Source organism: Pseudomonas sp. CFBP 5748 (assembly GCF_053850495.1).
The window spans coordinates 497,637-512,665 of the sequence record NZ_JBSPTN010000004.1; the positions used below are offsets into that span (position 1 = coordinate 497,637).

A 15,029-nucleotide genomic window follows, 5' to 3' on the forward strand; every position below is an offset into this window, starting at 1 on the left:
TTCCTTTTACCATTTGTCGCTACTGTCATTTCTGACAGTAGCGAAGAAGGTTCGATAAGCATTGAATGGTCTTCCCGAACAAGTAAAAGGAACTATCCAATGGCTCATTCATATTGGATCAAACTACCCGAACACCAACTTTCCAAGGGAGCCTCCGTCAAGGAAATAACCCTGGACGACTCCATAAATCGAGGCGATCTGCTCAGATTCGAAGTCTTTCCCGATTTCACGTACATCGTCACCCAGAAGACCTATGAGGTAAAACTGGACGATACCTATCGAGTAGAGCTTGAAACTGACCTCTACAAGCCCTGATAAGCTGGAATAAGAAGATGGATAAATTTTCTGGTATGAGCACTCAAGCGGACGGATTTATTTTCAAGTATTAAATCCGCCCGCCTTTCGCACTCAGCCAACCTACTCAAACCGCCGTCGCTTCATGAACAACCCCATCCCTATCGCCACGGCAAAAGCCGACAGCAACCCCAGATCAAACCCCAACAAGCGGGTCTGACCGGCCAAAACGCAGCCTGCGGAAACGGGGACAAACCACGATTATGAGACGGGCCGATTACAGGTGAACGCAAAATCGTGGTCTGTCCCAGTTTCGCAGGAAGCAGCCATTCGTGACAGACAGTAACCGGCCAAAAGTAGCCTCTCAGGCCAAGGCTGCCGTTGGCAATAGTAAACCTTCTTTTGGGGCTTACACCGGCCATTTAGGGCTATTGATTCAATGGCAGAGATTTCACACATCCAAACACCTTACGGATTTTGTAAAAAAAAGAAAAAGCTATTGATTGCCAGCAGTTCTAATCAGAAAAATCAAAATTTAGTTGGGTATAAGGGTGCTCACCTGGCGACTCATCTCTCCGTATTTTGATTGTTCGAGAATTAGAATTTTTCCTGTGGCGGAGTATTTTATTGTCAGTTTCATAGTGGCTTTCAGAACCATAATCGAATAGCGCCTCCCAAATGGCGCGACGATATAAAGAGCGTTCATCAGGTGACAGATCATCCCAGAGTGTGCGCCCGACATGTTGTTGATATGCGGGCGGCACAGGAAATGCGACTGCTAGATCCTCCAGCATAGAAACATAAGTTAAAAGCTTTCCCTTTGACTCCCAGCTGCTTTCAAAGTGATCGCCTCGGTGAGGGATTGAAAATGAAGCTTTTTTATACTTGCAGGAGCTCTGCGTTGATACGCATAAGTTCGCGCCAGCCCAAACTTCATCATTGTCCGCACTTAAGCGTGAGACCGAGAAGACCTCATCAAGAACCTCTGACGATGTATCTGCACTCAAAAAAATCTCGTATGAATTACTAAGTTCATTGGAGTCGGTTTTCGCAACTCCAATAAGGCTTGGCATTAGTAATTTAATTGCTGTTCTAAAGCTCCTGACGTTTTTTGTGTTTTGGCAAAGCGCCTCAATCTGAGCCTTTCTACCTTCTAAAAATTTCTGAAATTTAAGTTGCTTAGAAATACCATTTTTAGTAAGTGGCTTTAGGAGGCTTGGATTCATCAGCTCAATGCTGTATCCGTCGCCCATTCTATCCTTTGCAAAAGAAATTAATGAATTACACATATCGCTATAACAATCTATTGCAAACCACTCGGTTCCACCATCCGTGTAATACTCTCCAGGGAGTGGAGTATTGTAGCCTGAATATGAGCACTTCAGTGCCGTCTCGAGCATATAAGCTTCGTTTTTGCTATCGGTTCGGAGAACCAATGACCGCTTCAAACAAAATGGTCCATGCAGTCTGTTGAGATCATTTACTCGACGATGAATGTCACTGGTAACGCCCATTTTGTGACAAACACCATTCTCTCTAAATAGGATGTATAAGAAGTGTTTTCCGAACATCAAATTTCTCGCACGTATGAATCATCTCTAGTTTTTTGGAGCATCTGAGCGACGGCTTCTTGACGGCTCCCGCCCTCCAGAAAAAAGAGCGAGTTTATTTTAGAAATTTACGTCCGCCCCTGTTTTAAAGCTTAAATTTTGCTAAAATTACTGCCGCTCTCCTAAATCAGATTCCGACTGAGAGGCGTGTGTTGTCAAACAACGCCAGAGCATTCAGCGCTAGCAGAAGCACACTTTTGGCCGCTACTGCCGCCATGCTGCGTTAGAAGTCCCCACAGGAGAGTAAATTGTTTTCTTCTTCGATCTTTACGGTGTTTACCGTCCCAATCCCATGAGAAGCTCGTCTACAATCTTGAACATAATAACATTAGGGTCAGCACCCTCATCTTTTCCTATTAGCATCTGAATTAGCTCCTTAGAGCTAATGGAAATAATCATTTTTCCGCTCTCGCGCATTGCGCCATGTGTGGCTGCGAGAGCAGCTGTTGAAAAACCCGTAGGTGAAATAATGAATGCAACGCACCTCAAGGCAACAGGGTAAAGGTATTTTTCTGCCTGACTGATTTCGGTCTCTTTTATTTCGTAAGAATAATTTTTGAATTCAAAAACTACATATCGGCTTTTTAGGTCAGAGAGTATTAATCTCCAAAGCTCTGCATTCGGCAGAGCTCGGCATACAAGGTCCCTTCTATGATGCCCGTCATGAGTTTGGTGCTGCTCATGCCATCCTGTAAGGTCCTGATCAAACAAATACTTCAAGGAATGTATGCAGGCGTCTTCATAGTCTCGAAATTTCTCTCTGCCAGAGGGAATATTCTTGATGATCTCGGCTAATACTAGACCTCTTTTGTAAGGCTGACCATCGTCGTGAACTACAGCGATGGAACTGCCTACATAGCTTGCTGCCTTATTCACATCGATTTCTAGGGAAACCGCTAGTCTGCGAAACACATCAGGAAATGCTTGAGCCGCCGAAAATATTCGCCCTAAGTCCCATACATCAACATCCCCGTATGCTGATACCAGAGATGCAGTGGTTACGGTCAATTGACAAGACATTATCAACGCGCAATTTTCCGCCCCAGTGTTACTTTTCAGACTCCTAACGCTTTGAAGGGCAGCCATGACAAGGTCGTTACGTGGAGGGGAATCGATTCTATAGCACTTAACCTCTGCTACAGTTGCGTTACCTAAAACTCCATAGAGAATATCTATATCATAGTCATGTCCAAGTGCCCCGTAATATACATGGTCAATTTTTACTTTATTAAAGCCTAAGCAACTAAATAGCTCAGCTATTAAATGTTTGAATTCCGTGGGCCTCTCTAGAGGTTCTGACATATCGGGCTATTACCTCAATTTTTACTGAAAACCTCACAAGCTGATTGGGAGGGCGATGTATATGATCTAGCGGTAGGGACTACTCGCCCCACCAAATGAGACTTTTCAGTCCTGCCGTCAGCAAAAAACTGAAGCGAACGATATGTTGTCCCCACGAAGCGGGATACCGTGATCTCCCGTTGCGTGTCAATGGTGCCAATCCTGGGCGATGATTTTGGACTCTGAACTGCTTACAGCGACCGGTAGTAATAGGTCAATTCATACTTTCAGCCAGGGGAGCTTTGGGTCGATTACAGCCCCTCGTGACAGGCAGAAATCGGCCAAAAGCAGTCAGTATCTACGAAATCGGGGGGCTATTCAGCGGCTAGCTTTTTTTTCAGCAGATGTCACTTCGAGTAAAGCGGCCGGTATGATGAGGCGAAACGGATGTGGCCGATTAGTGATGGGGACTGCTATGAACGTGTTTATCAGCTCTGTAGTACGTAATTTTGAGCACTATCGTGCGGCCGCCAAAAAAGCAGTTTCTCTGTTGGGGCACACCCCAGTGATGTGTGAGGATTTTGGTGCAAGACCCTATTCCTCTGAAGTCGCATGCATGACTGAGGTTGACCAGGCCGACGTAGTGGTGCTGATTCTTGGCGCGGACTTCGGCTTCAAAACCCACACAGGTGAGTCCGTCACTCAGCAGGAGTTCCATCGCGCCAAAGCTGCCAATAAACCCATCCTGGCTTTTCTGGAAGAGGTTCCGGTCGAGGATGATCAAAAGCGCTTTCACTGGGAGGTTTCCGATTACGTCGACGGCCTTTTCCGTTCCACCTTCACAGGTGATCGCGACCTCTCAGACAAAATCATCCAGGGGCTAAGCCAACTTGCAGCCAGTCGCAGCGCCATTTCCGAACAGGAGTTCGTTCAGCACCTGCAGAATCGTAGCAACAGCCGAAATTGGAATAGCCGGCCTCGTGAAGATCGCATTGAGCTCGTGTTTCTACCGCAGCCCATTCTCTCGGGTACGTTGCGTTCCATGCATACTCAGCATGATGAATTCTTCCTCAAGCTTTCTCAGGCGGGCTTGGTTTCTATCAAGGGTGGTTACAAGTCATTTAACGAGGGAGACATCACCGGCCTAGATGCGGAGGAGGCCTCTTGGCGGCATCACGATAATGGGATGAGCTGGCTCTCTATTCCTCTGGCAGCCCCAGGAAAGGGCGGCGAATATTTTGCCTCCTATTACATCTCACCCAGCCGGCTAAAACGCTTTGCGGAAGAAGCTTTTAGTTTGATTAGCCGAGGTAAGGGAGGCTGGTTCCAGCTGGGGATCTACGGAATTTCTCACCAAGTCTACGCAGAGCCGCCAACCACCCCTGCATCGTCGATGTCCATGCCGCACCGCAGTGAGAAAAACATTGAGGAAAGAAAACTGCTGATTCCAGCGTCACAGGGCGTTTTCAACCAGTGGCTGGAAGACGCTTTGTTCCGAATCGGGCGCAAGCTTTCCTAAAGAATTGAGCGTGGCCAGCAGGCGGAAGGGGGATAAGCAACAATGAACCCTTCGAACCCTTCGTGTCTCAGCTTGGCAGTTCTTCTAGCTTGAAGATCCGGTTGTCAGCCTTGAGCGCTGGAAAGGCTTCGCAATATGCATAGGGCTCGCTGAATGAGGTGCTGGGCGCATGAATGTTGAAGACCTTAACCTGGGGAGGGTGGCGGCTTTGCCGTTCATGGCGAAGGTCGTTCAGAGACCCAGGTGCCTCACCATTTTGCTCGGCAATCGAAATCACTAGATCTCGAAGGGTTTCGATTTCTGCATCCGATGCTTCTGCATAGGTGGTCAGTCGCTTATGACTTCCAAACCCGCCACGGGTAGAGCCGATTCGATTCAGGTGCACGTGAACCACCGTTACGATCTTCATACCGAATACCTTATTGAAGCCCAGGATGCGCCTCCTTCCGGAGGCGCTGTGAGGTCGTAATTAGCCCTTGGGAGGATGGGGGTCGTTGCCATAAGAGTCACGTTCACGGATCAGGTTGTCCCGGCCGTGGATGAGCACCTCGCTTTTTTGGTTTTGAGCTATCTGACGAGCCGCGTCAGCAGCTTCCTTTTGAGTCCGATGGTGGGAGGTGTCTTTAGTATTGCCCTCACCCCGAACCGCCCAGCCTTCATCACGTTTCACGACGTGCTGATTTTTGCCTGCCATGGAACACCTCTACTAGTGAGTTGCCTGCCTAGTAGAAGGTAGCATCGAAACGGATAAATACAACATGTAGTGCTAGATCGACTGATAGTGCATGTATGTTGTGCTTTGTCTCAGCCAATCGGCCTGTCTTGCTCAAGCTTACGTGCAGAAGCAGAAGTGCCTCGCCGGTTCGCGACGCGGCTGCTCCTCTACTATATCCATGAAAAAGGATGATCAGGTTAGCTAGCCTTTGGGCTTATGAAATGCAGAAATCTACGCCAAGGTGGTCGACAGGCTTTTGGACTACCCCCGCTGGAGGACAGTCTGCTTTTGGCCCAGGCTGTGTAAAAACGCAGGCGTCGTTTTGAAGTCCGCGTTGCTACGTAAAATCTGCCTGTGCTTGGTTAGTCAGTAGACCCAAAATTTGCGTAGGAACGAAATTTTCGTTCTGGTTTTGACCGTTGAACCGGCCCTAAAACGTTTTTACACAGCCCCGGCCGAAAACAGACATCGATTAAGGAGAAGTCTCTGTTACTCCCGGTATGTCAGACGACCGCGTTGGCTATTAGGGTCTGCTTCGCAGCCCAGCGGGGATAAATCCCCTCGCCACAAAAGGTGTTCGGCTGCCGGATGAATTTGCCGAGATCCAGGTAGCCCTTATCCAGGCCGAAGCACAGCAGGGAGTGCGTTTTACACCCAGACGTCATTAGCCACTCCAACTAATTGAATAGCCTCCCCTTCCGAGGGCTCGGCAAAGATGATGTTCAAATCACGGTAACCGGAGTGGTCCCCCACCAAGCTCAACTCAAATCGAGCCCCGGACGCATCGACTTCGTAGCTCTTCAAGTAAGTCAGGTTCTTGGCTTCATTGACCACCACATCCAACGTGCCGCCATAACCATCTCCCAGCCGGGTAAAGCCCAAGGCAGACAAGTCGATCGTATCTTCACCCGCGGTATAGTCGATCAAGCGATCCGTGTGGTTTTCGGTGGCGGTACGGTAGCTGTCGCTCAGTCCGTCGAAGCGGAACACATCGTTGTTACCACCACCCACCAACAGGTCCCGGCCCTCTCCGCCAACCAACACATCATTCCCTAGCGCGCCATAAAGGCGATCATCGCCCGCGCCCCCTTCGATAATTTCGCCTCGAGCGTTGCCTTGTAAACGATCGTCCCCTTCGGTGCCCACCAACCTGGCTTGCTGAAACAGAATGTTGGTTTCATTCAGCGCTTGGCCCAAGTTACCGTCGAAGACCACTTCGAAACGTTCCCCGTCCGCGTTGGTATCGAAACTCTTGAGGTAGGTCCGCGTCCCGCTTTCATTGACGCGTATCGCCAGCGTTCCGTCATGGCCATTGCCCAGCCCGAGGAAGCCCAGGGAGGAGAGGTCGAGGGTATCGCTGCCGGGGTCGAAGTCGGTGATGCGGTCGCTATGGGCTGCGGTTGCGGTGCGGTAGCTGTCTGTGACTGACTGGTAACGGAACGTATCGGCCCCGGCACCGCCCGTCAGCAGGTCACGACCTTGCTGGCCATCGAGCAGATCGTTTCCGGCCCCGCCAAAGATCGCATCGTCGAACGAGGCGGTCCCGAGCAAGAAGTCATCGTCGTGGCCACCGTCAAGGTGGTAATAGCCGTCGTCGGGATTGCCAAAGCTGTGGTCCAGGCTGCCGTCGGGGTTCAACTGGACCAAGGCGGCCAGATAGCCGTCCGCGCGCGTACCTTGGCTTCCACCTATCAATAGCTTGCCGTCAGCCAGCACGATCATGTCGGCGACTGCGAACGGAGCGCTTTCTGAGCCCCAACGTACCTGACCCTGATCACCGAAATCGGTGTCAAGTGAGCCGTCGGCATTGAGTCGGATGACGCTCGCCACGCCGCCCGAGGCGCCTGCCAGCAGGATTTTGCCGTCATCCTGGATGACGAGGGCGGCTGCGTGAACATCCAGGGCCAGGCTGCCCCCGTTCGCAAAGCTGCTATCCACCGTACCGTCCGGGTTGAGGCGGGTCAGGGTATCTTGCCCCGTGACCAATACCTTCCCGTCTCCCTGCAGCGAAACGTCGATCGTACCGCTGGGATGAATGCCGACGGATGCTGGTAGGTGCAGGACCCCGGCCTCCGCGAAAGACGAAACCAAGGCCCCCGTCGCGTCGAAGCGGGCGATGTAGATCTCTCCAGAGGGATACCCAGCGCTTGCGAAGAAGCTGCCGTCGCGTTGCACGGAGAACGACGCTTGCTGGCCTAGATCTTCATTCCAATAGAAAGGCACTGTCGCGGTGCCGCCGTTCCCGAAACTCGTATCGAGGCTGCCGTCCGCCAAGTTACGACTGACGCCCGACACCCAGGCGTCGCCTACTTTCACGTAGCGCGCCACCAGGTAGCCCCCTCCCGGCTGCACGGCGGCATTGCCGCCGTCCTCGATATCGAGCGCAACAGGGAGGAGGGATTTACCGTCGCCGCTGAAGTTGCGGTCCAGGCTACCGTTGGCATTGAACCGGACCAGGCTGCCGGTGAAGCCTGAATCCTCTTCGCCTCCTAGCCCCAGGCGACTATAAGCGCCAAGCCAGATCGCACCGTCCGGATCGACCGTGATACCTGCGATTTTGTCCGAGCCCCATAAGGTCGTGGCGACCATGCCTGTGTTCCGCGCAGCTGAAGCGGCGGGCGAAATGCTCTGGCTCATGTCCATGCCTCCGATAGCCAAAATGGCGCCAAAGACTATAGGCACGGCTCAGTCGGGTTGCCACTTTACGAGACGAAGGGAGGTGCTTGGACGACCCTCTACTCTGCTATCGATGCAACCCGTCTCAAGGAATAAGGGGACACCCATTAGCCTTGACTTGATACCGGCTATTGGGTGTCCCCTTTTCTGTCCCTCAATAGCTTGCCCGCAACGTCTCAAATCTGCCTTGAGTAAGGTGACTGCCATTCCGGCAGTCAAACCGCGCATTGAGCGTTAGCCCAGTGCCAGGGGCTCAAGAGTGGGAACAACTTCATATGCGAGTTACCGATAGGTCTGCGAACATGAAAAAACTAACCCGGCTCCCAACGTTAGCCCTCATTGCACTCGTGTTCTGCGCGGGGCTATGGGCCGTTTCACAGTGGTGGGAAAAGGCTCTGGCGAAGCCCGTTGGCGCCGCCAGGATCAGCCCCAACGGCTGCTACCGGGTTCAGGAATTCAAACCTTTTTGGTTACTGCCCGGCCTCTTTCACCCCCAGTCGCCCCCGGATGAGCCAGAGCAGCAGCAGTGGTTTGTTCGCTGGGAGATTCCAGCCTTTTTTCGCCTGTACGATAATCGCAACGGCCAGCTGATTGGCGAAAGCGCGATCTACGATCTGGTGAATTATGGGGGGCCTGTGTCTTGGGGCTTCGGCAGCCACCCTACGGTTTCTGTCGAAATGATCACGATTGGCACCGACCTGCCTGATTGCATCGGTAATCAGCCCGGCTAGCGGGGGCGGAGTGAATCGCTTCAGAAAAAGGGCAGATTTATTTCCAGCCAATAATTCTGTCCCCTTTTCATGAGCGGGGAATGCCGGCCAGTTAAGCCGCAAACCTGTGGGAGCAAAGCTTGCTCGCGATTGGGGCAGGGCTGTCGACAACGGGTTTGGCTGGTCTACCGCTATCGCGAGCAAGCTTTGCTCCCACAGTTTTTGCGCCGTCTGAGCTTTTAGCGGATTGGCAGTGGGTTGGGGGTGGGCTTTTTTATGAGTGCTTTGCACTCAAGCGGGAGCAAGCTCCCTCGCCACGGGGGCTGTGCTGGGCTGAAAGTTTTCAGCGCTGGCGGTCCAGTTTTTTGAGGAACACGGTCATTTCTTTTTCGGCTTGTTTGTCGCCGTGGGCTCGGGCGGCTTCGAGGCCTTGTTCCCAGGCTTGGCGGGCTGCCGGTAGGTCGCCGTGGCCTTGGTGGGCCTTGCCCAGCAGTTTCCATGCGGCTGAATATTTGGGGTCGAATTCGACGCAGCGCTGAAGGTGTTCGGCTGCCCGGGCGAATTCGCCGAGGTCCAGGTAACCCTTGCCCAGGCCGAAGCGCAGCAGGGAGTTATCCACACCCTTGGCGAGCATTTTTTCCAGGGAGTCGAGCATGGCGGCGTCCTTATCGGTTGTGTCAGGGGTTGATCAGTTGGCTGCTAGATAGCTATCGCGAGCAAGCTCGCGATGGGGCCATTACTGCCACCGCAAAGCCTGAATCAGAAGAAGCTCAACCCCACATGGAACAGCTTCTCGACATCACGAATGTGCTTTTTATCCACCAGGAACAGGATCACATGGTCGCCGGTCTGGATGGTGGTGTCGTCGTGGGCGATCAGCACTTCTTCGTCGCGGATGATCGCGCCGATGGTGGTGCCTGGCGGCAGGCCGAGGTCGCGGATGGCTTTGCCGATGACTTTGCTGGACTTGGCATCGCCGTGGGCAATCGCCTCGATCGCTTCGGCCGCGCCACGGCGCAGGGAGTGCACGCTGACGATGTCGCCGCGGCGCACGTGGGCAAGCAAGGTGCCGATGGTCGCCAGTTGCGGGCTGATGGCGATGTCGATGTCACCGCCCTGGATCAGGTCGACGTAGGCCGGGTTGTTGATGATGGTCATCACCTTCTTCGCCCCCAGGCGCTTGGCCAATAGCGACGACATGATGTTGGCTTCGTCGTCATTGGTCAGGGCCAGGAAGATGTCGGCGTCGGCGATGTTCTCTTCCATCAACAGGTCGCGGTCCGAGGCACTGCCCTGCAACACCACGGTGCTGTCGAGGGTGTCCGAGAGGTAGCGGCAGCGTGCCGGGTTCATCTCGATGATCTTGACCTGGTAGCGGCTTTCGATGGCTTCGGCCAGGCGCTCGCCGATCTGCCCGCCACCGGCAATCACGATGCGCTTGTAGTTCTCGTCGAGACGGCGCATTTCGCTCATGACGGCGCGAATGTTCGCTTTGGCGGCGATGAAGAACACCTCGTCGTCCGCTTCGATCACCGTATCGCCCTGGGGCAGGATCGGCCGGTCACGTCGGAAAATCGCCGCGACCCGGGTCTCCACATTCGGCATGTGCTCGCGCAGCTGGCGCAGTTGCTGACCCACCAGCGGCCCGCCGTAGTAAGCCTTGACCGCCACCAGTTGGGCCTTGCCTTCGGCGAAGTCGATCACCTGCAAAGCGCCCGGGTGTTGGATCAGGCGCTTGATGTAATTGGTCACTACCTGCTCGGGGCTGATCAGCACATCCACCGGAATCGCTTCGTTGTCGAACAGTTCGGCGCGGGTCAGGTAGGACGCTTCGCGCACCCGGGCGATTTTGGTCGGGGTGTGGAACAACGTGTGGGCGACCTGGCAGGCGACCATGTTGGTTTCATCGCTGTTGGTCACGGCTACCAGCATGTCGGCGTCGTCGGCACCGGCCTGGCGCAGCACCGTAGGCAGCGAGCCGCGCCCTTGTACGGTACGGATGTCGAGGCGGTCGCCCAAGTCCCGCAGGCGGTCGCCGTCGGTGTCGACCACGGTGATGTCGTTGGCTTCGCTGGCCAGATGCTCTGCCAGCGAACCGCCGACTTGTCCTGCGCCGAGGATGATGATTTTCATCCAGTCACTCCTATCGAATCGGTTTTAACCGCGTGCGGCGGCGATCTTGATCAGTTTGGCGTAGTAGAACCCGTCATGACCGCCCTCCTGGGCCAGCAACTGGCGGCCATGGGGCTGCTTCACGCCGGCCTGGCTGGCGATGTCCAGCTCCCGGGCGCCCGGGGTGCGAGCGAGGAAGGCTTCGATCACTTCAGTGTTCTCGGTCGGCAACGTCGAACAGGTGGCGTACAGCAACATGCCGCCGACTTCCAGGGTCGGCCACAGGGCATCGAGCAATTCGCCCTGCAGCACCGCCAGTGCGGCGATGTCGTCCGGCTGGCGGGTGAGCTTGATGTCTGGATGACGGCGGATAACACCGGTGGCCGAGCACGGCGCGTCCAGCAGGATACGTTGGAACGGCTTGCCGTCCCACCAGGTCGCGGTGTCGCGACCATCGGCGGCGATCAGTTCGGCCTCCAGGCCCAGGCGCTCGAGGTTTTCCTTGACCCGCACCAGGCGCTTGGCTTCCAGGTCCACCGCCACCACGCCGGCCAGTTTTGGCTCGACCTCAAGGATGTGACAGGTCTTGCCACCCGGTGCGCAGCAGGCGTCCAGCACCCGTTGACCGGGCGCCAGTTCCAGCAGATCGGCGGCCAGTTGGGCAGCTTCGTCCTGGACGCTGATCCAGCCCTCGGCGAAGCCCGGCAGCGCACGCACATCGCCGGGGGTTTCCAGCACGATACCGTCGCGGCTGTACTGGCACGGGATGGCCGGGATGCCCGCCTCGCCGAGCAAGGCCAGGTAGGCATCGCGCGTATGGTGGCGGCGGTTGACCCGCAGGATCATCGGTGGATGGGCATTGTTGGCCGCGCAGATGGCTTCCCATTGCTCGGGCCAGAAAGCTTTCAGGGATTTCTGTAACCAGCGCGGGTGGGCGGTGCGCACCACCGGATCATGTTCCAGCTCGGCCAGCAGGGTTTCGCTTTCCCGTTGGGCACGGCGCAACACGGCATTGAGCAGGGCCTTGGCCCAGGGCTTTTTCAGTTTGTCGGCGCAGCCCACGGTTTCGCCAATGGCGGCGTGAGCGGGAACGCGGGTGTAGAGCAACTGATAAAGCCCCACCAACAGCAGCGCTTCGACGTCGGCATCGGCCGCCTTGAAGGGCTTCTGCAGCAGCTTGGCCGCCAGGGCCGACAAGCGCGGCTGCCAGCGGGCGGTGCCGAACGCCAGGTCCTGGGTGAAACCGCGATCGCGGTCTTCCACCTTGTCCAGCTGGGTCGGCAGGGAACTGTTGAGTGAGGCTTTTCCGTTGAGGACGGCAGCAAGCGCCTTGGCGGCGGCCAGACGCGGGTTCATGAGGCGTCCACCGCTTGGCCCAGGCGCGTGCCGACGGCAAATTTCTCACGTCGGCTGTTGAACAAGTCACTGAAGTTCAGCGCCTTGCCACCGGGCAGTTGCAGGCGCGTCAGACACAACGCCTGCTCACCGCAGGCCACGACCAGGCCGTCCTTGCTGGCGCCGAGGATTTCACCAGGTGTGCCCTGCCCTTCGGCGCAGCTGGCCGCCAGCACTTTCAGGGCTTCGCCGTTCAAGGTGCTGTGGCAGATCGGCCATGGGTAGAAGGCGCGCACCAGGCGCTCCAGCTCGATGGCCGGGCGGCTCCAGTCGATGCGCGCCTCGTCCTTGTTCAGTTTGTGCGCATAGGTGGCGAGGTGGTCATCCTGCACTTCGCCCTCCAGCGTACCGGCGGCCAGGCCAGCGATGGCCTGGACCACGGCCGGCGGGCCGATCAGTGCAAGGCGATCGTGCAGGCTGCCGCCGGTGTCTTCGGCGCTGATGGGGGTGCTGACCTTGAGCAGCATCGGCCCGGTGTCCAGGCCGGCTTCCATGCGCATCACCGTGACGCCGCTCATCGCGTCGCCGGCTTCCACGGCGCGCTGGATCGGCGCCGCACCGCGCCAGCGCGGCAGCAACGAGGCGTGGCTGTTGATGCAACCCAGGCGCGGGATATCCAGCACCACTTGGGGCAGGATCAGGCCGTAGGCGACCACCACCATCAAGTCCGGTTTCAGCGCCGCCAGTTCGGCCTGGGCTTGGGCATCACGTAAAGTCGGCGGCTGCAACACCTGGAGACCATTCTCCAGGGCCAGCTGCTTGACCGGGCTGGGCATCAGTTTTTGCCCGCGACCGGCCGGCCGATCCGGCTGGGTGTAGGCCGCGATGATTTCATGGGGGCTGGCGAGCAGGGCCTTGAGATGTTCGGCGGCAAACTCGGGGGTGCCGGCAAAGACGATGCGCAGTGGCTCAGTCATGGGAGGCTCTCATTTACAAAGCAGTCGCAAAAGAAAAAGGCTTGCCGCAGCAAGCCTTTGTAAGGAGGGCATCAAGCATTCTGGCGATGAAGTTTTTCCAGTTTCTTCTTGATCCGGTCACGCTTGAGGGTAGACAGGTAATCGACGAACAACTTGCCGTTGAGGTGGTCACACTCGTGCTGGATGCACACCGCCAGCAAGCCTTCGGCGATCAGCTCGTAAGGTTGGCCGTCGCGATCCAGGGCCTTGATCTTGACCTGCTGCGGGCGGTCGACGTTTTCATAGAAGCCCGGCACCGAAAGGCAGCCTTCCTGGTATTGGCCCATCTCGTCGGTCAGGGTTTCGAACTCGGGGTTGATGAACACCCGCGGCTCGCTGCGGTCTTCGGAGAGGTCCATCACGACGATACGCTTGTGCACGTTGACCTGGGTCGCGGCGAGGCCGATGCCTGGCGCTTCATACATTGTTTCAAACATGTCATCGACCAACTGACGCACTTCGTCGTCCACTACGGCCACTGGTTTGGCGATAGTGCGCAGGCGCGGGTCCGGAAATTCGAGAATGTTCAAAATGGCCATAAGCTTGATAAATGCACGTGTGAGGTAAAGTCGGGTGGCTGGCCTGGCGTGTCTTGGGATGCAGGCTACCGTTGTAAAACGTTGCTCTGTGTGAAACGGAGCGAGCCACGGGGGCTCTGGCGTTTTACGCGAACGCACATAATAAAGGGATTCACCGCATGAGGAAATCACTACTCGCCCTGCTGCTCCTGGCCTCGGCCGGTATCGCGCACGGGCAAGTGCAACTTCGGGAAGGTTTTCCCCAGCAATACACGGTGGTGACGGGGGACACACTGTGGGACATTTCCGGAAAATACCTGCGCGAACCCTGGAAATGGCCGGAGCTCTGGCAGGCCAACCCGCAGATCGAAAACCCCAACCTGATTTACCCTGGCGACACCCTGTCACTGGTCTACGTCAACGGCCAGCCGCGCCTGACTCTCAATCGCGGTGCCTCGCGTGGCACCATCAAGCTGTCGCCACGCATCCGCAGCTCGCCAGTGGCCGATGCCATCCCGAGCATTCCGCTGCAAGCCATCAACAGCTTTCTGTTGAGCAACCGCATCGTCGACAAGGCCGAGGACTTCAATAAAGCGCCGTACATCGTTGCCGGCAATGCCGAACGGGTACTCAGCGGCATGGGGGATCGGGTCTTTGCCCGTGGCCCATTCGACGCGAGCCAGCCAGCGTACGGTATCTTCCGCCAGGGCAAGGTCTACACTGACCCCGAGACCAAGGAGTTCCTGGGCGTCAACGCCGACGACATCGGCAGCGGCGAGGTGGTCGCCACCGAAGGCGACGTCACCACCCTGGCCCTGCAACGCACCACCCAGGAGGTGCGCCTCGGTGACCGGCTGTTCAGCGGCGAAGAGCGCTCGATCAACTCGACGTTCATGCCTAGCGCGCCGAAGTCGCCGATCAATGGGCTGATCCTTGACGTACCCCGCGGCGTGACCCAGATCGGTGCGCTGGATGTGGTTACCCTGAACAAGGGGCGCCGGGACGGGCTGGCTGAAGGCAACGTGCTGGCGGTGATGAAGACCGGCGAAACCGTGCGCGACCGCATCACCGGCGAGCAGGTGAAAATCCCGGATGAACGGGCCGGCCTGCTGATGGTTTTCCGCACCTACGACAAGCTCAGCTACGGCTTGGTGCTGTACGCCTCGCGCTCGTTGGCGGTGCTCGACAAGGTGCGTAATCCTTAGCTGTTCTCACAAGTTACCAACAGAGTTATCCACAGCTT

Annotated in this window: 14 protein-coding genes; 4 read left to right on the plus strand and 10 right to left on the minus strand. The window is 56.1% G+C overall.

Annotated features, from left to right (window positions below):
- Positions 1 to 99: 99 nt before the first annotated feature.
- Positions 100 to 315, plus strand: coding sequence for a hypothetical protein (locus ACWNZ1_RS12300; RefSeq protein ID WP_265072542.1), 216 nt, complete (start codon positions 100 to 102; stop codon positions 313 to 315).
- 494 nt (positions 316 to 809) lie between these two features.
- Here ACWNZ1_RS12300 and ACWNZ1_RS12305 read toward each other — a convergent pair whose 3' ends face one another.
- Together ACWNZ1_RS12305 and ACWNZ1_RS12310 are read right to left on the minus strand one after the other, a co-directional pair.
- The gene (locus ACWNZ1_RS12305; protein WP_265072541.1) at positions 810 to 1,865 is read right to left on the minus strand and encodes a GIY-YIG nuclease family protein; all 1,056 of its coding nucleotides are present in this window, start codon (positions 1,863 to 1,865) and stop codon (positions 810 to 812) included.
- Positions 1,866 to 2,180: 315 nt separating this feature from the next.
- On the minus strand, positions 2,181 to 3,206 hold the full coding sequence (locus ACWNZ1_RS12310) for a restriction endonuclease (RefSeq protein ID WP_280944581.1): 1,026 nt from the start codon (positions 3,204 to 3,206) through the stop codon (positions 2,181 to 2,183).
- 454 nt (positions 3,207 to 3,660) lie between these two features.
- Between ACWNZ1_RS12310 and ACWNZ1_RS12315 the strand changes: the two genes are divergently transcribed.
- Positions 3,661 to 4,704 carry a DUF4062 domain-containing protein gene (locus ACWNZ1_RS12315; RefSeq protein WP_265072539.1) on the plus strand — a complete coding sequence of 348 codons (1,044 nt, stop codon included), beginning with the start codon at positions 3,661 to 3,663 and terminating at the stop codon, positions 4,702 to 4,704.
- A gap of 67 nt (positions 4,705 to 4,771) precedes the next feature.
- Here ACWNZ1_RS12315 and ACWNZ1_RS12320 read toward each other — a convergent pair whose 3' ends face one another.
- From ACWNZ1_RS12320 to ACWNZ1_RS12330, 3 genes are all read right to left on the minus strand, one after another.
- Entirely contained in the window at positions 4,772 to 5,113 is a 342-nt protein-coding gene (locus ACWNZ1_RS12320; protein ID WP_280944580.1) for a hypothetical protein, read from the minus strand.
- A gap of 60 nt (positions 5,114 to 5,173) precedes the next feature.
- Positions 5,174 to 5,398 carry a DUF2188 domain-containing protein gene (locus ACWNZ1_RS12325; protein WP_017136943.1) on the minus strand — a complete coding sequence of 75 codons (225 nt, stop codon included), beginning with the start codon at positions 5,396 to 5,398 and terminating at the stop codon, positions 5,174 to 5,176.
- Positions 5,399 to 6,067: 669 nt separating this feature from the next.
- Complete coding sequence (locus tag ACWNZ1_RS12330; protein ID WP_456027649.1) at positions 6,068 to 8,056, minus strand: M10 family metallopeptidase C-terminal domain-containing protein; 1,989 nt, start codon at positions 8,054 to 8,056, stop codon at positions 6,068 to 6,070.
- Between the two features lie 341 nt (positions 8,057 to 8,397).
- Between ACWNZ1_RS12330 and ACWNZ1_RS12335 the strand changes: the two genes are divergently transcribed.
- Entirely contained in the window at positions 8,398 to 8,826 is a 429-nt protein-coding gene (locus ACWNZ1_RS12335) for a hypothetical protein (protein ID WP_280944578.1), read from the plus strand.
- 322 nt (positions 8,827 to 9,148) lie between these two features.
- On the opposite strand, the gene ACWNZ1_RS12340 is transcribed toward ACWNZ1_RS12335, so the two are convergent.
- The 5 genes from ACWNZ1_RS12340 to def form a co-directional block, all read right to left on the minus strand.
- Positions 9,149 to 9,460, minus strand: coding sequence for a tetratricopeptide repeat protein (locus ACWNZ1_RS12340; RefSeq protein WP_456027650.1), 312 nt, complete (start codon positions 9,458 to 9,460; stop codon positions 9,149 to 9,151).
- A gap of 104 nt (positions 9,461 to 9,564) precedes the next feature.
- The gene (gene trkA, locus ACWNZ1_RS12345) at positions 9,565 to 10,938 is read right to left on the minus strand and encodes a Trk system potassium transporter TrkA (protein WP_135843028.1); all 1,374 of its coding nucleotides are present in this window, start codon (positions 10,936 to 10,938) and stop codon (positions 9,565 to 9,567) included.
- Between the two features lie 24 nt (positions 10,939 to 10,962).
- Positions 10,963 to 12,273, minus strand: coding sequence for a 16S rRNA (cytosine(967)-C(5))-methyltransferase RsmB (gene rsmB / locus ACWNZ1_RS12350; protein ID WP_256453993.1), 1,311 nt, complete (start codon positions 12,271 to 12,273; stop codon positions 10,963 to 10,965).
- The gene (gene fmt, locus ACWNZ1_RS12355; RefSeq protein WP_265072536.1) at positions 12,270 to 13,229 is read right to left on the minus strand and encodes a methionyl-tRNA formyltransferase; all 960 of its coding nucleotides are present in this window, start codon (positions 13,227 to 13,229) and stop codon (positions 12,270 to 12,272) included. Before fmt ends, rsmB begins: the two co-directional genes overlap by 4 nt.
- Positions 13,230 to 13,300: 71 nt before the next feature.
- The gene (def, locus tag ACWNZ1_RS12360; RefSeq protein WP_456027651.1) at positions 13,301 to 13,807 is read right to left on the minus strand and encodes a peptide deformylase; all 507 of its coding nucleotides are present in this window, start codon (positions 13,805 to 13,807) and stop codon (positions 13,301 to 13,303) included.
- A 158-nt stretch (positions 13,808 to 13,965) separates the two neighbouring features.
- On the opposite strand from def, the gene ACWNZ1_RS12365 reads away from it, so the two are divergent.
- Positions 13,966 to 14,991, plus strand: a complete 1,026-nt coding sequence (locus ACWNZ1_RS12365; RefSeq protein WP_135843024.1) for a LysM peptidoglycan-binding domain-containing protein — start codon at positions 13,966 to 13,968, stop codon at positions 14,989 to 14,991.
- The last annotated feature ends 38 nt before the right edge of the window (positions 14,992 to 15,029 follow it).